The organism is Streptomyces sp. NPDC039465, assembly GCF_055639315.1.
On sequence record NZ_JBVKAP010000016.1, the window covers coordinates 1 to 21,046 of the forward strand.

Genomic DNA, 21,046 nt, shown 5'->3' on the forward strand with positions numbered 1-21,046 from the left:
AAGGCCGCTCCTACCCCGGCTGGCACCACCACATGACCCTCGTCTCAGCCGCCTACACCTACCACCACCTCACCCCCACCCCCACCCCCCAACCCGCATAACAACAGGCCACACAGGCACCACACCACCGACGCCCCCGGGCGCCGCGTAAGCCTCCACACGACACCAAGAACCACCACAAACCCGCCGCTACGCCGACCAGCGTGAACAGGCCCTGATCAGCAGGCCGCTGCAGTTCAATGACGCTGAACACCCCGAGTTCCGCCCCCCTCAGGAAAGACCTTGCCCAGACGCCCCATTCCTGCTGGAAGCTTCCGTTCATGGGCGACCCCCTCCAGCCGCTCGCCCTGCTCCCTGAGGACCTGCTCAATCTCCTCCACCCCCTCCGGCGTGGGTGCGCTGCTACCCCAAGAACAGTCGGCTGGGGCGGGAGACTCGGCGTACGCGGGCGGACGGACGTGCCAGCCGAGGGACGCTCAGGGGCGGCAGCACGCGTGCGCCCCCAGCGCGGTTTCGGCAACGCTGCCCGCGCTTGTCTCCGTCAGAGTGGTGCAGCCGGATGACGTCCTCCGCCCAGGACAGCGGCAGCAGGTCAGCCATCGACGCCGCGACCCAGCGGAGCATCAGCCCTCCCAAAGGGCAAACGCCTCCGCCTCACCGTCCCACCACCCCATCGGGGTCACACCCAGCAGCCGTCCACGCTCTCGGCATGCAGCGCAGCGATGTCACGCGGGACGACGGCACGCGGGCGGGCCTGTCCCTGGACATACAGGACCGCCACCAGCCAGGGCTGTACGTGTTCAGTGCCCGTTCGCCACTGCTGGTCCCCCCGCTGTCGCGGCCAGTGCTGCCCGCCGTTGTCGACGAACACCTCCAAAGCGTGGACTTCTGGCGCACCGACGAGTACCACTCCTTCACCCCGCCGCTGCGCGCCGACGCAAGGCGCGCCCCGGCGGGCAGCCCGCAACGGTGGACTCACCGCTTCGCCCAGTACCTCATCAACTCGCCGGCCAGCCCCTCGCACGAAGGCCGCCGACTGCTCTCGTGCGAGAGTCCGCCCCGACGCCGGCGCCACACCGACACTTCGCACGCCGAGCACTGGAGCTCGATGCCCGTCGACGGCCATCCCGACAGCAGCGACCTCTCGACCACCCAACGGCGGGGAAGCACGACGAATCCGGAAGAGTCCTTGGGCCGGCTGACGGTCTCGATCGTGAGGCCCAGGTGCTGTTTCCCCCAGGCCACGAGCTTTCCGGCGTAGGCGGAGTCGGCCCAGACGATGGTGATTTCGGGGTGCATCAGGCGGAGCCGGAAGAGGACTTCCTTGGCCGCATCGCGGTCGCTGAGATCGGCGGGGGTGACCATGACCAGCAGCGGAAGGCCGCGCGTGTCGACCGCTGAATGCCGCTTGCGGCCGTTGATCCTTTTTGCCGCGTCGTAGCCGCGGGAGTCCTTGCCGACGGTCTCAGCGGCGTTCACGGACTGGGAGTCGATCACGGTGGCCACCGCTTTGGGCCTTCCAGCGCCGTGGGGGATGGCTCGGCCGTGTCCTTGGTTGCGACTCACCGCTTCAACCACTCGTGTGGTGGATTCCGCGTCTTCCCTTTTTCGAGGCCGGACCAAGGCGCGGTGGTGATGCGCAGCGGGTGAGCTGCCGGGCTGTTCATGGTGCGCCGGGTGCCGCCGGCCTCAGGGACGGCGGCACCCTCGTTGAGGACGGAACGTCAGAAGAGGTACGAGCCGTCGACTGTTCCATCGGAGTTGTGACTAGCCATGAACTCGCCCGCAGCCTGGGCTGGCTCGAGATTGGCGAAGTCAACGGCTTCCTGCCAACTGGAGAAGCCGGTGACCGCCCGCCATGTCGCGCCTGCGGCCTGCTCCTTACTGCGGGCTTGCTTGAGGTCGCGGGCTTCATCGATTGACAAGGACATGGACCACCCTTTCCAGAGGAACCGAAAATACCGGGACCCTTTACGAATGTACCGAAATGTCAGCGTAATGTGCTTGAGGCGATTGTCCAGTCACTCGCGCCACAGCCGCACTGGGGTCGCGCGCCGCCTGTCGGCATGCCGTACAACGCGTGCCGCTTACGCCTTCTGGGCGAGGGTGGTCAGATGCCGGATCGCGCGCCGGGTGGTTCCGACGTGCGGCCAAGGCGCAACGATGTTGCGCGGCCGCGCCTTGGAAGGCGTCATCGACCAGCACCGCACTGCCCGGAGCGAGCAGTCGGCAAGCCGGCTCCTCAGCGCCGCTGACTCCTTCTGCGAAATCCGTCGGCCGGAGCCCGACTGAGCAGCTGAGAGCGGACACCAGACTCGAAAGAGCCCTGGAGCGGGCCCGCAACAGGCCACCAGCGGTCCACTCCTGCCGATGCTTCCAGCCGGGGGAACGGCAATCGCCCTGGCTCCTTTAGCCCTCCGCACGCATCGGCCCCGGAACGGCCGTACGCCAGCCGGGACTTGCGCAGCAGGCGCACCGGGGCCTACCACGGCAGCTGAGCCAGCAGGTTGCTTGTTTTGCCCCCACCCAGGCCACGGTGCACCTGCCACGAGCGCACACGCGTCTGGGGCGCACGCCACGCGCCCCAGGCCCCCTGCGTCAAGACCGGGAACCACAAGAGCTGTACGGCCATCACCCCGCTGCCTGCTGGGCCCGGACATCACACCGATACCGACGGAGAACTCCACGTCTGAACAGCCCAGCCCCACGCGGATATGTCCGCTCGACCCCTTCGGGCACGTCTGGGACGATACGGGCGCTGATCTGCTCCCTGTGCGGTGCCACCCGCACGGCCAGCGACGCCGTGGCCTCACTTCTGTCTGGACTGTCCGGCTGGAACAGGGCGCGCGCCGAGCCTCTGGTCGGCCAGGTACGTACCGAGGTGCTGGGTGAGACTGCGGCCGCGCTCACCGGCCGCCCTCCCCTGATGCAGGCCGGTTCCGCGTGGGTCGGGGACCGCCGGCGGGATGACTCTGCGGCGTGAGACACCTCGGCCGGATCCGGCTGGTCGCATTTGCTGGTCCCACCGGCTGGTCGCACCGGCCTCGCCGTGGCCCTGAGATGCCGGGAAAAGCCAGCCGAAATACGATGGTGTGACGCATGGGACCGCCCTGGAGGTGCACGATGAGCCACGGCACGGGTGCGGACGTCGACGAGCTGCTGACCATGTCGCGGCCGGAGCTCGACCGGCTGTTCCGCGCCAGTCATCCCGGGGAGATACCTCGAGGCGAGGGACGTGGCACCGTGCTTACGGCGCGCGGTGCGAAGGTGTCCAAGGCAGTGGCCGCGCTCGCGCGTCTCCTCGCATGGCAGGGGAAGGTCTTCGACCGCGACGGCGGCGGTCTGCGCAACAGGGTCACGCCCTTCGGGATCCGGGCGATACGCGCGAAGGTCTACCTGGACGAGAGCCTGCTGGACGGCGGCGAATGCATCGTCCTGGACTATTCCCGCACTTCGCTTGTCGCGCACTGGATACGTGACGAGATCCGCCAGGTCGGCCCCCATCTCTATCTGGGAATCGTCTACTGGGGGCGGCGCCGGATCCTCAATTTCTCCCTGCACTTCGCCGGTCCGCATACCTGAGACGTCCTGCCACACACCGCGGCGACGGCCCGTCAGCCGCGAGGCAGGTGGGAGGTGCTGGATATGCCGCACCAGTCGGCAGTCACCGTCCTGGCCACCGTGCCCCCGGCCCGGGTCCATGACGTGCGGGAGGCGCTCGACGAAGCCAACCGGAAGGGAGCCGGTAAGGCTTTCCGGTTCGCCGAGGTGGAGGGGGTCCATTTCGCGCGGCTGGTCCTTGTTCCCCAAGGTTCCGACAGCGCTGGGGCGTTGCTGCCGACCAGCGTCGTCTACATGAGTGAGGTGGACGTATCGCCGTCCGCCCACCTCGCCGACCTTGTGCGTGAAGCGGGCGATGAGCTGGACAAGGTGTTCGGATACTGCGACGGATATCCGGCGGGCGCGGCTTCGGACGGCGAGCGGATCGCTTGGCTGCGGTCGCGTTGCGTGCCGTGCGCGGCCTTCTACGTCAATACCGTCGGCAGGGGGCGGCGGCAGATGCTGAACGAGGCCCGGCTGCGCGAGGCGATCGAGGAGTTCCTCGACCGGCACGCTGCCGAACTGTCGGGGAGGAGTCCCACCCGGATACGCGCCGCCGTCCAGGAATACGTCACCGGTCGCGAGGACCTGGCCTGGGCGCGTTCGCGGCCTGCGCGGCCCGCCCTGCGCTGGCGGATCCGCCAGGCGGCCCATCTCGTCGGTGTACCGCTGGCCGGGCTGGTGTTGTTGCCCTTCCTCGCGGTCGCTCTGCCGGTCTGGGCCGTGCTGGTGAGATGGCACGAACGTCGTGACGTTCCCAGCCGGAAGCGTCCCGACCGCGACCATGTGCGCGAGCTCGCCTCCTACGAGGACTTCGTCGCACAGAACCCGTTCACCGCCGTCGGCCTGGTCAAGCCCGGCCGGTTCAGGCGGATCACCATGACCGCGATCCTGTTCGTCGTGGACTACGGAGTCCGCCACTTCTTCAAGCGGGGGAATCTCGCCGGGGTCAAAACCATCCACTTCGCGCGCTGGCTGTTCATCGACGGCAAACGCCGGGTGATCTTCGCGAGTAACTACGACGGCAGCCTGGAAAGCTACATGGACGACTTCATCGACAAGGTCGCCTGGGGCCTCAACGCCGTCTTCAGCAACGGGCTGGGCTATCCGCGCACCCGGTGGCTCGTGCTTGGCGGCGCCAAGGACGAGCTGGCGTTCAAGCACTACCTCCGCTCCCATCAGCTGCCGACCCAGGTCTGGTACTCCGCGTACGACACCCTGACCACGCACAACCTCCGTACCAATGCTCGTATACGCGCAGGCTTGTTCGGCCCACTCAGCCCGGCCGAGACCGAGGCCTGGCTCGCCCTGCTCTGAGGAAACTGAGGAAATCTGAGGAAAACTGAGGGAAGGGGACGTGACGGTGGCGACGTTGGACCTCAACGACATGCAGGGCCTCATCCCCCGTGGCTACAGCACCCTGCGCTGGGCGAGCTTCCTGATGCTCACGATCAACGACCCCGCGAGCGCACGCGCCGCTCTCGGTGAGCTGACTCCACGGGTGACGAGCGGCCGCGCGGAGCCCCCGGACACCGCCGTGAACCTCGCCTTCACGTCGGACGGCATACGGCTTCTGGGGTTGGAAATCCCCGGCCCCGACGGCTTTTCCGAGGAATTCGTCTCGGGGATGACCGACCCCAACCGCAGTCGTTTCCTCGGTGACACCAGGGAGAACGCCCCGCGGCACTGGCGATGGGGCGGCCCGGCCACCCCTCCCGTGCACGTTCTCGCCCTGCTGTACGCGCGCGACGAGGCGGGGCTGGGACGGCTCGAGGCGGAGGTGCGCCAGGTCGTCCTCGCCACGGGCGGTCTCACCGAGCTCGTTCGGCTGGGAACGGCCGAGCTGACCGAACGCGAACCCTTCGGCTTTCGGGACGGCATCTCACAGCCGCTCATCGAGGGGATGCCCAAGGCCACGGCCGCTCGTGCCAACGGCACAGCCGGTGACGAGGTGGTCAAGGCGGGGGAGTTCGTCCTCGGCTACCCCAACGAGTACGGCCTGTTGACGGACCGGCCGCTGCTGCCGCTCCTGCACGACCCCGCCGGTCTGCTGCCCCGCGGCCCCAGTGGCACCGACGCGGATCTCGGGTACAACGGCAGCTATCTGGTCTTCCGGCAGCTCCATCAGGACGTCGACGCGTTCTGGGGCTACCTCGACGAGGCGACCAGGCGCCCTGACGGCAGCGGCGATCCCGCCGCGCGCGACGCGCTCGCCGCACGCATGGTGGGACGCTGGCCCAGCGGCGCACCGCTGGTCCACGCGCCGCGGCAGGACGACCCGGCCCTTGCCACGGACAACGACTTCGGCTATTTCTCCACCGATCGGGACGGCTTGAGCTGCCCCCTCGGGGCGCACATCCGCCGCGCCAACCCGCGTGACTCGCTGGACCCCCGGCCGGGATCGGCCGAATCGATCGCGATCGGCAGACGGCACCGGATCCTGCGCCGGGGCCGGGCCTACGCGGACGGTGGGACGGGGGGCGGGGGTGAACGCGGGCTGCATTTCCTCTGTCTCAACGCGAACATCTCACGCCAGTTCGAATTCATTCAGCACACCTGGTTGAACAATCCGAACTTCAACGGACTATACGACTCCCCCGACCCGCTCGTCGCACCCCGCTCGAACCATCGCTCCACCTTCACCGAACAGGGAAGGCCCGTACGCACGCGCCACCTCGACCTTCCGCAGTTCGTCTCCGTACGAGGTGGCGCCTATTTCTTCCTTCCCGGGCTGCGGGCGCTGCGCTTCCTCTGTTCGGCCACCGGCAAGGGCGAGCAGCGGTGACCGCGGCGCAGCGGGTCAACAATGCGATCCTGTGGTGCGTCCAGCTCGAACGGCGCGTCGATCCCTACATCCGCCCGCTGCTCGACCGGCTGCTGCGCCGACCGGTACAGGCTCTGGTGCAGTGGCTCATCAACGTCCGCCGCCGCGACGAACACCTTCGTCTCGCCGAGGAGATGGTCCGGCCCGAGGAGGCCGGGATCGCCGAGGACATCACACGTCAGATGGCCCGTTTCATCGCACGCGAGTACGCGCCGGGGTGCGCGCAGCGGGCCGGGAACACCAAGACCTACGGGGTCGTGCGCGGGGAGTTCACCGTGTCCGCCGACTTGCCCGAGCAGCTGCGTCACGGTGTCTTCAGCCGTCCCACCACCTTCCGGGCCTGGGTCCGCTTCGCCGGGCCGGGCCCCCTGTCGCCGCCCGACATCAAGGACAACGGCATCCTCAGCATCGGCGTCAAGCTGCTCGGTGTCGAAGGCGAGAAGCTGCTCGACGACGAACGGAGCACCCAGGACTTCACGGGCATCAGCGCGCCGACCTTCACCACTCCGAATGTCGTGGAGAACCTCAAGCTGCAGCGGCATGTCTTCGACGGCACCCCCCTCCTGTATTTCCTGGGCCCTCGCGACCCGCACCTGTGCGACATGGTGATGCAGGGGTTGTACGCCAAAACGCACTCAAGTCCGCTGGAGGCCCGGTACTGGAGCTGCACGCCGTATCTGCTCGGTGAGGGCCAGGCCATGCAGTACTCCGTGGTCCCGCGCGACGGAACCCGCACGCGGGCGCCGTGGAACCCGCCGGACGACTACTTGCGGGAGGCGCTGGCCACGACGTTGCGGGAACGCGACGTCACCTTCGACTTCCTCATCCAATTGCAAACCGATCCGCATCGGATGCCGATCGAGAACGCCTCGGTAGTCTGGCCCGAACGGCTCTCGCCGTTCATCCCCGTGGCCACGCTGCGGCTGCCGAGACAGGATTTCGACGCGCCGCAACAGTTCGCCCTTGCCGACCGGCTGTCTTTCAACCCTTGGCACGCGCTGCCCGAGCACCGGCCGCTGGGCAACCAGAACCGCGCCCGCCGCGCCATCTATCTCCGGCTCTCCGGGCTCCGGCAATCGATGAACGGCACACCGCACGAGGACCCCGGTGACGGCACCTGACACGGCTCGGCCACGCGGAGCAGTCGGCGCGCGTACCGACGGGACATGCCCTAGCGTCATACGTGGCATGCACTACCCCTTGGGAAGGGGCGATGACCATGGACGGCCACACAGTCGCGCGATACAGCCTCGCCGGAATCCGGCTGGTGAACGGCGTGGCGGCACTCCTGGCCCCCCAGGTGGTGGCCCGCCGACTGGGGGCGGACCCTAGTCGGCCGGCGTTGATCTACGCGCTGCGGATGTTCGGTGTGCGAACCGTGGTCCTGGGCGCCGAGCTGCTCTTCCTCAAGGACCCGGACGAACTCGACCGGGCACTGCGCGTCGGCACGCTCATCCATACGAGCGATGCGCTGTCAGCCACCTGGGCCGGGCAGGAAGGGACGCTCGCCCGGCGGCCGGCGATGGCCGCCACGGCGATCTCGACGGTCAACGTGGCCCTCACTTTTCTGGCCCAGCGGCGGAACTGCTGACGTCCGGCTACCCGCTGACCATGCCTTCATGAACACACGCACCGGACGCCGGAAGGGAATTCCACGATGGCCAGAGCACACGACGGCTCAGCGAGCCGCACGACACCGCGAAGTGCCGGCGAGACCGGAACCGCCTCCTGGTTCGTCCAGTTGCACAACAGGCTGGCGCTGGCCGTCGACCACAAGGTCGGCTGGCAGAACCTGCCGAAGTCGTTCGGCATACTGACCCTCATCGGTCTCCGTAACAATCTGCGCCGGAAGAACCTCTTCGACACCAGCACCTACCCGACACAAAACCTGCCACCGATCGGGCCGTCGGAACCGCGGCACCTCATCGAGCGCACAGCCGACGGTACGTACAACGACCTGGCGAACCCTCGTATGGGTATGGCCGGTTCGCGCTTCGGCCGCAACGCCCCGCCGGAGCGGAGCTTCCCCGAAACCGAGCCGCAGATCATGTCTCCGAGCCCACGTGAGGTGAGTCGAGCCGTCCTCACGAGGCATGAGTTCGTCCCCGCGGAGTCCGTCAACACCCTGGTCGCGGCGTGGTTGCAGTTCATGGTCCGGGACTGGGTCAGCCATGGGCAGGGCATGGTGGACCGCTCCTGGCACATCGAGCTGGTCGACGACGACCCTTGGCCCGCCCGGCCGATGCTCGTGCCGCGGACGCTCGCCGACCCGACCCGCCCGGACAGTGACGACGGGCTGCCGCCGACGTTCATCAACGAGAAATCGCACTGGTGGGACGCGTCCCAGCTCTATGGCGACGACCTGGCCGCCCAGCGGCAGCTGCGGACGGGGGAGGACGGCAAACTCAAGGTCCCCCGGAACGGATCGCTGTTCTCGGACGACCCCGAACGGGACCCGGCGAGCGTGCCCGGGTTCTGGGTGGGCCTCGCCATGATGCACACCCTGTTCATCCTGGAGCACAACGCCATCTGCGACAGGCTGCGCGGCGAATACCCCGGCTGGTCGGACGAGGAGATCTTCCAGCGGGCGCGCCTGATCACGGCGGCACTCATCGCCAAGATTCACACCATCGAATGGACTCCGGCGGTCATCAGCCATCCGACGATGGTTACCGGAATGCGCGTCAACTGGTTCGGCGTGCTCGGTGAGCGGGTGCACCGGCTGCTCGGCCGGATCAGCTCGAACGAGGTGCTCAGCGGCATCGTGGGCGGGCCTACCGACCACTTCGGCGTCCCCTACTCCCTGACCGAGGAGTTCGTGGCCGTCTACCGGATGCATCCCCTGGTCCCCGACGACTGGAGCTTCCGCTCGGTCGCGGACGACTCCCTGCTGCAGGAGGCGACGTTCCGGGAGCTGGCCGGGCGGCAGGCCTATGAGATTCTCGGCAAACACACCCTGCCGGATCTCTTCTACTCCTTCGGCACCTCGCACCCGGGTCTGGTGACCCTGCACAACTACCCCAAGTTCCTACAGGAGTTCCAGCGCCCCGACGGCAAGCTCATGGACCTCGGGGCGGTCGACATCCTGCGAATCCGGGAACTCGGCGTACCGCGGTACAACGAATTCAGACGTCTGCTGCATCTTCCCCCGGCGAAGGATTTCGACTCGCTCACGGACAACCCCGTCTGGGCCGAGGAGCTGCGTCGGGTGTACGAGGGCGACATCGAACGCGTCGACCTCATGGTGGGCATGTTCGCCGAGCCCCGGCCGAAGGGTTTCGCCTTCAGCGACACGGCCTTCCGGATCTTCGTCCTCATGGCGTCCCGCCGGCTCAACAGCGACCGTTTCCTCACCAAGGACTACACGCCTCAGGTGTACACGCAGACCGGGCTGGACTGGATCGAGAACAACAGCATGGTCAGCGTGCTGTTGCGGCACTTCCCCGAGCTGCGTTCGTCCATGAAGTCGGTGAACAACGCGTTCGCCCCCTGGAAGGCGTCCTCACCCGCGCGGTGATCACGCTCGGCGCCCCTCGGGTGCTGGGCCGTGGCCTCGCAATTTCGTCGGTGGCCCGCTCAGCAGCCAGAACCTCACGAAGGCGATCGCGAATGCCCCGTCGATCGCCGCGGGCACGAGCACCAGCGGCCTGGCGATGTCCCAGGCATACAGAGTGGTCAGATTGACGACGTCGAACAGCTTGGCCGCGATTCCCAGGAGAACAATGCCGCGATTCTGCGTCACATCGCGCGCGATGATCTGATACCCGAAGCCGATGAGCAGCACCGCGAATCCGAAGTCCGCCCAGAGGCGCAGCGCCATCGGGTCACGGGTGACGTCCGACATGTAGGTGAGGTCGTACGACCATCGGCTCGCGAGCAGGACAGGGAATCCGATGACATAATTGAACAGCGCCGCAGCGAGAAACAGCCGCGACCAGAATTTCTTGTCGAGCGAGGTCGGCATTCGCTACCCAATTCGAAGGAGTCCGGGGCAGCATATCCGCCACTCCGGCGAATCGGCGGTATCTGCCCACGTCTCCGGGTCTCGGCTGTGGAGCTACTTCGACCGCCCGTTCTACGCAGCGTCGAGGTTGTCGGTGAGCCGTTCGAGCAGCGCCTCCCCTTCTCCGTGAGTCGTACGGTGACCGAGCGCTCGTCCTCGGCGCTTCGCTCGCGCCGCAGCAGACCCGCCGAATCGAGTTGCTTGAACAGCGGGGTCCTGTGAGGCCAGTCCGTCACGGCAAGGCCACCAGTGACGACACCGTTCCCACCGGCTCCCAGCCCGGGGCCCGTTCGGTGAGCCGGGTGAAAACACGGTGCCAAGCGGCCCTGTCACCGCCGAGCTGGTCGCGCACCATGCTGGCGGCTTCCGTCAGGGCGGTGTGCACCTCCTTGGGGGCGTCGGAGCGGCGGCGCGCGCGATTGAGGTAACTCAGCACGACGGCCGCCGGCGCTGTGTCGTGTATCAGGTCCCGGCCGGTCAGCTGTCCTGTCTCCTGCAGATGGTCGAGCAGGGCGTCCACGGACCCGCGGTAGTGTCCGCTCACCCCGTGCCTGGCCCGGGCTACGGTGAGCTCGCGCCCTAGCGGGACGGTTCGGATCGACGGCGTATGGAGGTACGCGGCGTTCCGGACCCTGAAGTCGTGTGGGGCGTCGGGATGCCCGACGAGCTGGCCCCAGCCGGGGATCGGTTCCTCGCGGTGGGCGGCTTCCAGGGCGTCCCAGTCCGGGGTGCCCGGGGTGCTGTTGAGGATCTCGCGGGTGATCCAGTGGCCCCGCGCACGACGCAGCCGTTTCACCAGGCGGTCCGCCGACAGCTCCCGACGGGCGCGCGCCGCCAGGGGCGCCGCCGGGTCGTCGGCCGCGAGTGCCTTCTGGCACAACCGGGTCGCGGTGGGCCCGAGTACGCCGCTTGCCGCCAGCGCCGCCAGCCGCTCACCTCCGCCGTGACGCAGAAGGCTCAGACAGCCCACCAGTTGCTGCGCCAGGTTGAGATGCTTGCCCGACCGCTCGAAGACCAGCTCCACCAGCTCCGGCTCCGCCGACTCAAGCCACACGGGCCCACCCGGCAACTCGGCGAAGGGATCGGCGCGCAGCTCCGCGACCAGGCGTTCCGCCACCGGGCCTGGCCGGGCCGCGATGCGCCGCCGAAGGCCCAGGTCGGCCGTGGTGCGCAGGATGGTCAGATCGACTTCGGGGTCGGCCAGGTCGAGGAGGCGGGCCGTGCAGTCGTCGCTCAGCCACCTGGACTCTTGGGAGAGCACCCGCAGTGCCGCCCGGTCACGCAGCTGGAGCAGATACGAGAAAGGCGCGGGCGGCGTCGGCTCGTACCGCAGGAGGAACGCGGCGAGCATCCACGGCCCGTCCGGGCCGAAGCGAGGCAGCACCGCGGCCAGAGCCCGCGGGCCGGCCGCGCACAGCAGAGTGCCCAGCGGCCACGCCCACAGATGGTCGCCGCGGGCGAGCAGACCCAGTGCTGCCTCGGGAGTGGTGGGCGCGACGGTGGGTGAGAAGGCCGAGTGCCTGTCGATCCCTGCGCACAGCGTCCTCAGCGTGTCCGTGTCGTACGGGCCCTCCCGGCGCGAGCGGTCGAGCAACTCCGGCCAGGGAGCGGCATGTTGGCGCCCTGGGGCGCCGTCCATCGTTGCCGCGTCCCGCGCGGTCGCGGCGAGCCGCAGCCAGGCGTCCGCGTCGGTCCCGAGTTCCCGTTCGAGGAACCCGACGAGCGCCCGCCGCCAGGCCGCGGTGAAGGCGAAGTCCTTCCAGCCGTACGGCAGGCTCAGCAGCCAGGCGGCAGGCAGATGACGCAGCAGGTCGTCTGCCTGCAGGACGCCGTGCTGGTACGCCCGCTCGGCGGCACGGGCGACGGACTCGGTTTCTTCGGCCTCCTCGATCCAGGACAGCACTTCCGCGCGGGTCGGCGTCGCATCGCACCGATGGGCCATGTCCTCCAGCCCCCGGTCCAGGCACGCCTGCCACAGCCAGTCCGGGTGGCGCCAGCCGGGCGCGTCCGCCGCCTTGTGCGCCGTGAGATACCGCAGTACCGCCGGGTCGTCCGGGAGCGGGGCTGCCCCGGCCGGGGCGAACGACAGCAGCAGGTCGATCGCGCCGAGCGCGGAGCGCCCGCGCTCCCCGACGGGCTCCGGGGCCGGTTCGTCCGCGGCGGCCTCGTCCGTGGTGGGCTGACCGAGACTGGGCTCATCGCCGGTGGGCTCGTCCGCGGCGGGCTCACCGGCGCTCGGCTCACCTGCGGCAAGTTCACCGGCCGTCCGCGCCGCCTCCTGGATGGCCTCCGCCAGCGTGCCGGGGTGCTCGGGAAGCATCTCCAGCAGCGCCTCCCAGGCCTCGGGACGGCCTTCGAGATTGTCCCGGACAAGGGCCGCCAGCTCATCGCGGGCCGTACCGCCCCACAGGTCGCGTTCGGTCAGGGCGTCCAGGGCCTGCACTGCGCGGACGGCGGGCCGGGCTGAGGTGATGAGTTCGGCGGGGTCGAGAAGGCCGGCTCGCACCACGCCGGTGGCCCATTCGGAGGCTGCGTCGTCCAGATCCTCCTCGGCCAGCCGTCGGGAGGGCGGCGTGAGGTTTCCGGCGATGCGTCCGCCGGCCCGCCACGGTGCGTTCAGGACGGTCAGCAGGAAGTCGGCGCGCTCGCCGTCCGTCGCGTCCTGATGCCGGAGCAGTTCCTCCGCGGCCTTCGGCATGAACGGCGCGCGGCGGTTGGCGGCGGCGAGGGCGCGGATGTCGTGCACGTAAGGCTCGTTGAGAAGGTCGCGGAGTGTGCTGGTGCCCCGGCTGGCGCTCAGCAGCCGCGGCAGCGTGGCCGGGTCCTCGTACGGCTCCCCTTCGGCACGGAGCCGGGTCATCCCGTCGGGCTCGTCGAGCGCGGCGGCGACCTCCGCCCGGATGTCCGCGTGGACGTGCCGGGCGACGGTCGGGTCGGCGAGCATGGCGCGGACGGCGTCGGGGCCCTGGCACTCCCACACGCGCAGCAGGGCGTATCGCTGTGCCACCTTGCGTGTGCCCCATGCCAGGGCCTTGGCGGCGAGCTCAGGATCACCGCTGCCCAGCAGCGGTGCCGTCCGGCTGCGCGAGTCGTCGACGGCGGTCGACAGCAGTTCCGCCCGCAGCCCGTCGTCCAGCGGGACGCGGTGGATCGTGTGCACGATGGTCCGCCGTAGGGACGGTGTGCAGCGCGGATTGCGGTACACGGCGGCGTTCACCGCCGGGTCGTTGGCGGCCACGAGTTCTTTCAGGAGGCGCGCGTCCAGGCGGGGATGACGGGCGAGGGCGGCCCGCGCCCTGCTGTCGCCGTTCCGGGTGACGGCGGCCGACAGTCGCGGCCCCGGCAGCGAGCCTTCTGACAGGAGCCTTCCCACCGTCCGGTCGGGCAGCGCGGTCAGCGCGGCGGCGGCGTGCTCCGGCGCGGCCTGCTCCAGCAGCAGCTCCAGCGTGTCGCAGACGGACTTCGGCGGCAGGAGCGCCTCACCGCCGGCCGGCGCGGGGCCTGCGGCGAGTAGCTTCGGCAGGGTGTCCCTGGACGTCGCGAGCGCGTCGTGGAGCGCACGCCAGCGGGCGGGGTTTCCGGCCAGATGCCGTTCCGTCAGCTCGCCCAGGAGTAGGGCCGGGGCGCTCTTCTGCTGCATGCTGCCGAGAAGGTGTGCGGCGAGGGCGCGGGCAGGGCGTGCCCGCCGCACCAGCTCGACGGCGAGGTCGTCGTCCAGCTCACCCGCCAGGCGAGCGGCGACAGCCAGCCGCGCGAGCCCAGACGCCTTCCGCGCACTGAGCGCGGCGCGCAGCGCCGCGGCGGCGTGCCCCGGCTCCACCGGAGCCGGCTCCTGGCCGGACATGCCCTGCGTCAGCAACTCCAGCGCGGCGCGGCGCAGTCCGGCCGCGTCCCCCCGAGTACGAGACATCGCGCCCATCCCCCGTTCGATCATGTGCCAGGCGTTGTCGAACATCTCAGCACGCGCCACTGACAATGGTCGGGGGCTGCCCACTTGCGCGCGGTCCGTGACGCTGCGGCTCCGCCGGTCGAAACGGGCAGAGACCCGCGGTTCAGTCCGTGGTGGTGCCGAGACGGGAGCGCACGAAGGTGCCTGTCGTGAGTACGAGCAGGGTGAAGGCGGTGAGTCGTTGCAGGCCGGGCTGGGCGACGAATTCGGCGTGCTGGATGCAGTACGCCGCGTACCAGTTCGCCGTCAGGTCAGTCGCCATGACAATGCACAGAAGGTCCACGCCTGTTCGCTTTCCGCCGACGAGAAGCACGGCGGCCAGCAGGTCGAACACCGCCAGCGAGGACCAGTACAGGTTCAACCAGTCCGGAGCCCAGTCATACGGGTACAGGCCGATGCGGAAAAGGTCGGCGATGTGTGAAGCAGCGCCAACGACGACCAGGACGACGACATAGAGGACCACCAGGGCCACCACCCACCACGAAGCCTGGCGTGTCTATCGCATCACGCCGCCGATCATTTCAGGAGCGATGGCCGGGATGGGTGCGGTTCATCGTCTGTGGCGCCAGGAGCGGACGAGCTGCTCGGGAGAGCGGGTTCCTTCCGCCGACCGGCCTGCGCGCGGGACGAGGAGCAGTCCGAGTACCGGGACTGTGCTGAGCGCACCGTCCTGCGATCGTGAATCCACAGCTGACGGAGCAGGAAGCCGCAGTCCTTCACTTGCTGTCGCGGGGTCACTCGTACACCGAGATTGCTACCGGGCTCCGGGTGCGCCCCCAGACCGCCAGCTCCTCATCTCCAGGGCGTGGGGAGCGCTTCGAGCCAGGAACAACGCGCACGCCGTTGCCATCGGGTACGAGACGAACCTGTTGCCGGCCCGGCCCCGCGCGGGGGATTAGGGCGCCAGCCGTACGGCGGCGTACGCAGTGCTGCTTGCGAGTGAGGACCTCGGTATGCGACACAGGCCACGTCGGGCGCCGACGACGCGGGCGTTGGATCTCATCGAGGGTCGGCCCTACCGGGCGCCCGGCACCACCCCGACAGGCGTGTGTCACGCACCCTCGCCACCCATTTGTGGCACGTCGGCGAGCTCAAGATCGGTCCGCCTCCTGAGAACCCGGACCGGATGTCGGTACCGATCGTGATCAACCGAGGTGTCAGCGCGGATCTCGACGATGATCACAGGATCGACAGTGGCGAAGGCCAGGAGCTCTTTACTGCCCCAGCCTGACGAGAAACGGCTATGGGCCCATGCGTGCCCAGCGTCGCCCGGGACTAGGACTGCGCCCAGTTCCTGTCGCAGGCCCCGGAGCAGGGCCGAGGTGAGCCGGGCTCGTTCGTCTCGGGCCGGGCACAGGGCGGCCGCGTGGGAGGCGTCGGCCTCGCGGCGGCGCTCGGCACGGCTGTTCTCGAGCGGGGTGGGCCCCCAGTCGGGAACTGGCTCGGGCTCGGCAAAGGCGCGGCGGCCCTGCTCCTGCTTTGCGGCGGCCGCGGCGAGGGCCGGGGCCTCCTGCCGGGATGCGGCAGCCGCACGGTGCGCGTCGAGCGCGCGGCGGTAGCCGGCCGACGCCGTCTCCCGCGTCTTCACCGGCCTGACGGGCGTGGCCGCGGGCGCCGGGGCGGCGTCGTGCCGCGAACACCCGCCATACGTCCAGAAGCTGACCGTGCAGCCCGCGGCTTCTCCCTGCACCGGAGGGCAGGGCCGCGCCCCGAGCAGCCACCGCCCCGGGTCGCGGTCGCGCGGGGGATGATGGGATGGAAAGACGGAACACGAGGTCAGGAGCTTCCATGGCGAAGCGAGTTCACCAACCCCGTGAGGATGCAGAGTTCGATTTCATCCTCCGGATGAGCGGAGTCCCGGTCCTCGCATACTTCATCGGGACATGGCCCAAGGCAATCGAGCCCTGCCGGGCGATGGACCTCGTCGTGGGTGGTATCGCCGACGAGTACGCGGGCCGCCTGACGGCCGTCCGAACCGACATCACCCGCTGTCCGGCCGCAACCGAGCGATACGGGATCACTGGAGCCCCGTCCTACGTCCTGCTGAAGGAGGGAGAGGCGGTAGCGCACGGGACGGGGCCAATGACCACCGCCGAGGTCCGGGACTTCCTGGACGGCCGCCTCTGAGGGCGGCCGCCGCGGCCCTGCGGCCGCGAAGCCTGTCACGCAACCCGTGGGCGTGCTGTTCGGCTCCAAAACGGGCGGCGCCGTTCTGCTCGGCGGCGCGCTGGGCTCGGGCCCGGCGGATTGCAGCCGCGCGGACGGCTTCGGCGGCCTGCCGGTTCTGGGTGCGGACCTAGTCGATCGGCGCCGGTGTCTCATCTTGGTCAGTCGGTGTCGGGGCAGGCACGCGCGGCGAGTCGCGGAGGGCCTGCGCCTGCTGTTTGACCGGCCGCGGCGAGGACGGGGTCCTCCTGGTGAAGGGCGGCGGCCGCGCGGTGGGCTTCGAGCGCGCGGCGGTAGCTGGCCGACGCGGTCACCCGGGTCTTCACCGGCCCCGAAGGCGCGGCCGGCTACGGGACCGGTTGGTCGGCGGCAGCCGCCCCTCCCCCGGCAAGCCGAGCTCGAAAGCCACGCCGCCCAGAAGCTCGGCGTCCGAGTCCTTACCGTCGAAGAGTTCGCCGGCCTCGTTGCCGACTACCTCATGTGCTGCGCTCCAGCGGCGACGGGCGGTGCTGCAACCCCCGCGACGTGCAGTGCCCCCGCGAACTGGCGGGGGCACTGCACTGCTTCTCCGTGGCCTTGGGCCGTGGCAGGGGTGACAGGAGTCGAACCTGCGGCATCCGGTTTTGGAGACCGGCGCTCTGGCCATCTGAGCTACACCCCTCTGCGGCCGCCAGCATGCCAGCCGGCCGGGCGCACCACCACCGAGTTTTCGCCGACCCGAGACTGTGACGCTGTCAGCGCCCCCTGCGATCGTCGAAGCCACCAAGCGCCGGGCTGCGGGCCTTTTGGCACGACCAGCTCCTGCAGCGGCTGTGCCACCCAAGGTGGGGTCTGCCGGTGCAGGTGGCCCACCGGTTCTGCCACTGCATCGACCAGGCGCAGGACGGTGCTCCGGCTGACGAAGACCCCGAGCACGGAGCTCAGGCGGGCGCCGGCCCGGCCCGCCAGGGCGAGACCGAAGGCAGCCAGCGTCGCGCGTAGCCGCTCGGTCCGCTTTCCGTGCCGACGGGTCAGGCCGGGTATCTGCTCGACGAAGGTGCGGCGGGTGCGCCCGGACTTGCCGCAGGCGAACCGGCGGACCCTCAGCTGGAGAACAACGCTTCGTCCGGCGCTGGGCACATCAGCGGGAAACCGCAGGTAGGAACCATGAACCCGGTTCGACCAAACCCCGCACGCCGAGCAAGCGGCACCGTTCGCAGTCCCTTCCGCGTCGACCTGCACTATCGCGATGCTCACGTCCACCGACAGCACCGCGACGTCCGCGATCGACGGGAACAACAGCTCCTTCAACCGGAGCACGATCTCTTCCACGGCCCCGAACTGTCATCCCAATCGCCTTGACCACGGATCATTTTCGGGCGCCTTCACCTACCGCCCGGAGAGGCTCAGCCGTCACTCAGCGTGGCCGCGTCACAGAAGCTGAGCCAGAACCCGAAGTCGTGAACGTCTGGCCTGAACTCGTTAAAAACACGGTGCCCGATGACCGGCTCGTCATTGACACGCTCAAAAGAAAGGGGGGCCAGCACGGCGCGGTCATCACACCTCCGCCGTCTGCTGCCCTGTGCACGCACCGGCGGTTCCGGCGCCACATCCCCTCAGGGTCCATGTTCAGGTGGTGGCCGGAGCTGAACCGTTGGTGTTCAGCAGGGTGAGGCCGAGATGGGTCAGCGTGTGAAGGGCAGCCTTCCGCTCCCGGGTGAGGGTGGTCAGTCCGGCGCTGCGCAGCGTAGTGGCGTGCTCACTGGCGCTGGCTGGTGATATCCCTGCCCTCTGCGCGAGTTGCGTCGTAGTGCACGCGGGATGGTCGGCTATCACACACAGCACGACTGCCCGGGTACGGCCGAGAAGCGCGGACAGAGCCGGTGGCACTGGAGCATCGACGTGGCGTGTATCAGCGGGGAGAACCCATAGGCCGGCCGCGTCGATCGGATTGTTCAGAGCCGGATACACCATGACCACGGTATCGGCTTGAGGGTCGGCGAACAGCTGGGGAACTGGCCCGCAGAACACAGATGGAGCCAGGACCAGCGCGCGACCTGCAAGGTGAAAGTCGACTGAGGCGTGGATGAGCGGCCGATAACCCGGGATCTCGAGCACGGGGGACTTCCATATGGCCATCGGGCGCATGCTGTCCAGCAACGCCCTCACCCCACCCTGCGCCATGAGGCGCCCTCGGCGCGCCACCTCCCCGTCCAGGTGGTGGTGGATACGATCCCAGTACGAGGAGACTCCCACTCGGTGGCAGTCGTGCAGCGCGGCGGCAAGCCGTTGCACGGACCGCCGGTCAGCCGCCATCACTCCGGACAGCCACTGCGCCCGCGGCCTGCTCGTACCTCGCACGGCGAACTCCGCACGCAGGCGGCCTCCTCGCGCACTGATCAGCCGCTCCAGGCCCTCACCCATACTGTCCGCAGCGCCCACCAGGGTGAACAGATCCACCAGCCCCCCGCCCGGTGAACTGAGGAACCTCGCGATGTCCGGCCCGTCACCCGTGACAAGTGGGCTCGTACGCGCGCGCCAGCCGCCGAACAGCGCCCCGCCGTCACGCCGCTGGAGGTTCCACAAGCACAGTGCTGTCTCCGCGAGCGGACCGAGCACATTGACCTTCACCCGCGCCAGGTCCTCCGCGGTGAAGTGCAATCGCATCACACCGGCCTCCTCTTTTCCTGGGCCGGATGCTTCACGCTGCCGTCGTTCGAGGGCAGACCGAAACAAGTCGATTTGACCTGCAGGCCTGGTGATTTCTGTTCGTCGAACCGTCACTTACCGCTGAGCGTCCGCCGGCCGGGAACCGGACTCAGTAGACCCCCGGGAAAAGGAAGAAACCGCGTATACAGCAACGAAAAAGGGCCTTCCGTACTCGCCACCAGCGCGGCCGTCGTCATGATGGCCACAGCAGGAGTCTGGGTCGGCACGGCTTCGGGCACCGCCGGCGCCGCCTGCCGCCCTGACACCCACGGGCCGCTGGCCGGGAACGCATCGGCGAGGTGCCCACGCAGTGCGTAGCGCTGGGGGACGCCGATGCCGGTCAGGCCAAGTGCCCCACATGGCGAACAACGCATCCGGTCGCTGTAGGCGAAAAGGGCGAGCGTCAGCTCCCCATTGTTGCCGGCTCTCGCCGGCGAACGCCACATGGAGCACGTCCTCGGAAAAGGCACCCGTAGCACTCAGCCGCCCTGGTCTGGTGAACGGTCAGGTTCCCCAGGACCTCGATTCGGCTACGACCGAATCGAATAGCGCGAAGCGGCACTCGAATCCGAGGGTGGGACTGGCGGCTTCGAGTGTCTGGTGCGGCGGGGCCGCCTAAGCGGCTGACCGACCATCGCAAACCACACATCTTGACGCCACAAGACGGACCACGAAAAAGGAGTGCTGAGACATGTCCTTGCGCATTCGCACCCTTCTCGCCGGTGTCACCATTGGCACCGCGCTTCTCACTACGGGGATCGCTGCCCCAGCACAGGCAACACCCGCAGCCACCACGGCGGCGGCTCCGTCCTCCGGCGCTGCGGCGGACCAGACACCCGCCCGGGCTGCTGATGGCTGGACCGAGGCTCTCTCCGGAGGCCTTCCGGTCAGGTCATGCCCCAGCTCCTCCTGCGACGTGCTCTGGCGCACGTCCTACGCGGGTCAACCTCTCTGGTGGTACAACACAAGGGTCAACAGCGCCGGCAACCGCTGGTACGAGCTCGACTCTCCCAGGTGGGGCTGGATCTATTGCGGGAACGTAACCGCGCCCTGCTGACAGCCCATCATCCGCAGACCTCTGCCGGGTAGACCCGGACATGGGCAAGCCCCTGCCGGAACGCCCCGGCAGGGGCTCCGGATGTCTGCACCCTCCTGCTGCCGCGCGGGGTGCATCCCTGCCTTGGCGCACATACCGCGCTAGACCAGCGGGTCCCAGGGGGGCCATGGCCCACAGGGAAGCAACGCGCAGGGCGCAGGTCCAGACGCCGACGGCCGGGGCAGGGACGGGGCGACCGTGATACCACGGGCGGTGAACGGGGGGCGAGATACGTCATCCCGCCAGTCCCGCACAGATAGGTGCCAGCCCTTGTCGGCGTACTGGTGAGATTGCTCCACCAAGTACGGAGCCTCGCCGTGGTGCAGGAGTCCTTGACCTTGCGCGGGTCGAGTTCGGGCTGGAACGAGAAGTCGTAGTCCCCCAATGTCTTGTGGTGCGGCAGCTTCGACAACCTGAGGCCGTTGGGGAAGCGGCGGTCGTCACGGACCGCGTGTTCCTCCGACAGCACCAGGTCGAGCAGGTCGAGGTAGCCCCTCTTCGCCTCGTCAGCCCGCTGAATGTAGTGGCTCAGGCCTCGGCCACGTGCGGCAGGCCGCGCCGGGCGGCGGTCGTGCGGATGCGGGTGCTGGTCAGCTCGCTCAAGCGCGTACGACAGCGTCATGTGGAAGGAGTAGACCTTCGGGATGCCCGCATGGGCGAGGATCTGGCCCTCACCTCCTCAGTCCACCTGGGCCTGAGCACCGGGCACCACCTCGAAGC

The 21,046-nt window shown here is 68.9% G+C and carries 15 protein-coding genes, 1 tRNA gene and 3 pseudogenes; 7 read left to right on the top strand and 12 right to left on the bottom strand.

Annotation, left to right across the window (positions count from 1 at the left end; translation table 11 throughout):
* Nucleotides 1-679: 679 nt before the first annotated feature.
* The 3 genes and pseudogenes from ACZ7LT_RS33130 to ACZ7LT_RS33140 form a co-directional block, all read right to left on the bottom strand.
* A complete protein-coding gene (locus ACZ7LT_RS33130; RefSeq protein WP_471239805.1) occupies nucleotides 680-871 on the bottom strand; it encodes a hypothetical protein in 192 nt (63 codons plus the stop codon).
* A gap of 263 nt (nucleotides 872-1,134) precedes the next feature.
* Nucleotides 1,135-1,515, bottom strand: a pseudogene (locus ACZ7LT_RS33135) (transposase); the annotation flags it as partial.
* A 209-nt stretch (nucleotides 1,516-1,724) separates the two neighbouring features.
* Complete coding sequence (locus ACZ7LT_RS33140) at nucleotides 1,725-1,931, bottom strand: hypothetical protein (RefSeq protein WP_471239806.1); 207 nt, start codon at nucleotides 1,929-1,931, stop codon at nucleotides 1,725-1,727.
* A 1,192-nt stretch (nucleotides 1,932-3,123) separates the two neighbouring features.
* Here ACZ7LT_RS33140 and ACZ7LT_RS33145 point away from each other — a divergent pair.
* The 6 genes from ACZ7LT_RS33145 to ACZ7LT_RS33170 all read left to right on the top strand — a co-directional run bounded on the left by ACZ7LT_RS33145 (nucleotide 3,124) and on the right by ACZ7LT_RS33170 (nucleotide 9,941).
* The gene (locus tag ACZ7LT_RS33145) at nucleotides 3,124-3,582 is read left to right on the top strand and encodes a hypothetical protein (protein WP_471239807.1); all 459 of its coding nucleotides are present in this window, start codon (nucleotides 3,124-3,126) and stop codon (nucleotides 3,580-3,582) included.
* A 63-nt stretch (nucleotides 3,583-3,645) separates the two neighbouring features.
* Complete coding sequence (locus ACZ7LT_RS33150) at nucleotides 3,646-4,917, top strand: hypothetical protein (RefSeq protein ID WP_471239808.1); 1,272 nt, start codon at nucleotides 3,646-3,648, stop codon at nucleotides 4,915-4,917.
* Between the two features lie 46 nt (nucleotides 4,918-4,963).
* Complete coding sequence (locus tag ACZ7LT_RS33155) at nucleotides 4,964-6,385, top strand: Dyp-type peroxidase (RefSeq protein WP_471239809.1); 1,422 nt, start codon at nucleotides 4,964-4,966, stop codon at nucleotides 6,383-6,385.
* Nucleotides 6,382-7,545 (top strand): catalase family protein, encoded by a 1,164-nt coding sequence (locus tag ACZ7LT_RS33160; protein WP_471239810.1) that lies wholly within the window; start codon nucleotides 6,382-6,384, stop codon nucleotides 7,543-7,545. Before ACZ7LT_RS33155 ends, ACZ7LT_RS33160 begins: the two co-directional genes overlap by 4 nt.
* A gap of 98 nt (nucleotides 7,546-7,643) precedes the next feature.
* A complete protein-coding gene (locus ACZ7LT_RS33165; RefSeq protein WP_471239811.1) occupies nucleotides 7,644-8,015 on the top strand; it encodes a hypothetical protein in 372 nt (123 codons plus the stop codon).
* A 66-nt stretch (nucleotides 8,016-8,081) separates the two neighbouring features.
* Nucleotides 8,082-9,941: a peroxidase family protein gene (locus ACZ7LT_RS33170; protein WP_471239812.1), complete on the top strand. Its 1,860-nt coding sequence runs from the start codon at nucleotides 8,082-8,084 to the stop codon at nucleotides 9,939-9,941.
* Here ACZ7LT_RS33170 and ACZ7LT_RS33175 read toward each other — a convergent pair whose 3' ends face one another.
* From ACZ7LT_RS33175 to ACZ7LT_RS33195, 5 genes and pseudogenes are all read right to left on the bottom strand, one after another.
* A complete protein-coding gene (locus tag ACZ7LT_RS33175; RefSeq protein ID WP_471239863.1) occupies nucleotides 9,942-10,388 on the bottom strand; it encodes a hypothetical protein in 447 nt (148 codons plus the stop codon).
* A 155-nt stretch (nucleotides 10,389-10,543) separates the two neighbouring features.
* Nucleotides 10,544-10,642, bottom strand: a pseudogene (locus ACZ7LT_RS33180) (transcriptional regulator, SarA/Rot family); the annotation flags it as partial.
* Between the two features lie 17 nt (nucleotides 10,643-10,659).
* Complete coding sequence (locus tag ACZ7LT_RS33185) at nucleotides 10,660-14,337, bottom strand: hypothetical protein (protein WP_471239813.1); 3,678 nt, start codon at nucleotides 14,335-14,337, stop codon at nucleotides 10,660-10,662.
* 142 nt (nucleotides 14,338-14,479) lie between these two features.
* Entirely contained in the window at nucleotides 14,480-14,839 is a 360-nt protein-coding gene (locus tag ACZ7LT_RS33190; RefSeq protein WP_471239814.1) for a hypothetical protein, read from the bottom strand.
* A 588-nt stretch (nucleotides 14,840-15,427) separates the two neighbouring features.
* On the bottom strand, nucleotides 15,428-15,964 hold the full coding sequence (locus tag ACZ7LT_RS33195; protein WP_471239815.1) for a hypothetical protein: 537 nt from the start codon (nucleotides 15,962-15,964) through the stop codon (nucleotides 15,428-15,430).
* 200 nt (nucleotides 15,965-16,164) lie between these two features.
* On the opposite strand from ACZ7LT_RS33195, the gene ACZ7LT_RS33200 reads away from it, so the two are divergent.
* On the top strand, nucleotides 16,165-16,503 hold the full coding sequence (locus ACZ7LT_RS33200; protein WP_471239816.1) for a thioredoxin family protein: 339 nt from the start codon (nucleotides 16,165-16,167) through the stop codon (nucleotides 16,501-16,503).
* Between the two features lie 623 nt (nucleotides 16,504-17,126).
* On the opposite strand, the gene ACZ7LT_RS33205 is transcribed toward ACZ7LT_RS33200, so the two are convergent.
* From ACZ7LT_RS33205 to ACZ7LT_RS33220, 4 genes and pseudogenes are all read right to left on the bottom strand, one after another.
* Nucleotides 17,127-17,203, bottom strand: a tRNA-Trp gene (locus ACZ7LT_RS33205).
* Complete coding sequence (locus ACZ7LT_RS33210; protein ID WP_471239817.1) at nucleotides 17,194-17,853, bottom strand: transposase family protein; 660 nt, start codon at nucleotides 17,851-17,853, stop codon at nucleotides 17,194-17,196. Before ACZ7LT_RS33210 ends, ACZ7LT_RS33205 begins: the two co-directional genes overlap by 10 nt.
* A 297-nt stretch (nucleotides 17,854-18,150) precedes the next feature.
* Nucleotides 18,151-19,188 carry a winged helix-turn-helix domain-containing protein gene (locus tag ACZ7LT_RS33215; RefSeq protein ID WP_471239818.1) on the bottom strand — a complete coding sequence of 346 codons (1,038 nt, stop codon included), beginning with the start codon at nucleotides 19,186-19,188 and terminating at the stop codon, nucleotides 18,151-18,153.
* A gap of 1,457 nt (nucleotides 19,189-20,645) precedes the next feature.
* Nucleotides 20,646-20,929: pseudogene (locus tag ACZ7LT_RS33220) on the bottom strand (ATP-binding protein); the annotation flags it as partial.
* Between the last annotated feature and the right edge of the window lie 117 nt (nucleotides 20,930-21,046).

Bases quoted from the DNA above. Each gene is read 5' to 3' on its own strand.
- ACZ7LT_RS33140 (WP_471239806.1), bottom strand. From the start codon at position 1,931: ATGTCCTTGTCAATCGATGAAGCCCGCGACCTCAAGCAAGCCCGCAGT.
- ACZ7LT_RS33145 (WP_471239807.1), top strand. From the start codon at position 3,124: ATGAGCCACGGCACGGGTGCGGACGTCGACGAGCTGCTGACCATGTCG.
- ACZ7LT_RS33150 (WP_471239808.1), top strand. From the start codon at position 3,646: ATGCCGCACCAGTCGGCAGTCACCGTCCTGGCCACCGTGCCCCCGGCC.
- ACZ7LT_RS33165 (WP_471239811.1), top strand. From the start codon at position 7,644: ATGGACGGCCACACAGTCGCGCGATACAGCCTCGCCGGAATCCGGCTG.
- ACZ7LT_RS33170 (WP_471239812.1), top strand. From the start codon at position 8,082: ATGGCCAGAGCACACGACGGCTCAGCGAGCCGCACGACACCGCGAAGT.
- ACZ7LT_RS33175 (WP_471239863.1), bottom strand. From the start codon at position 10,388: ATGCCGACCTCGCTCGACAAGAAATTCTGGTCGCGGCTGTTTCTCGCT.
- ACZ7LT_RS33185 (WP_471239813.1), bottom strand. From the start codon at position 14,337: ATGTCTCGTACTCGGGGGGACGCGGCCGGACTGCGCCGCGCCGCGCTG.
- ACZ7LT_RS33200 (WP_471239816.1), top strand. From the start codon at position 16,165: ATGGCGAAGCGAGTTCACCAACCCCGTGAGGATGCAGAGTTCGATTTC.
- ACZ7LT_RS33215 (WP_471239818.1), bottom strand. From the start codon at position 19,188: ATGCGATTGCACTTCACCGCGGAGGACCTGGCGCGGGTGAAGGTCAAT.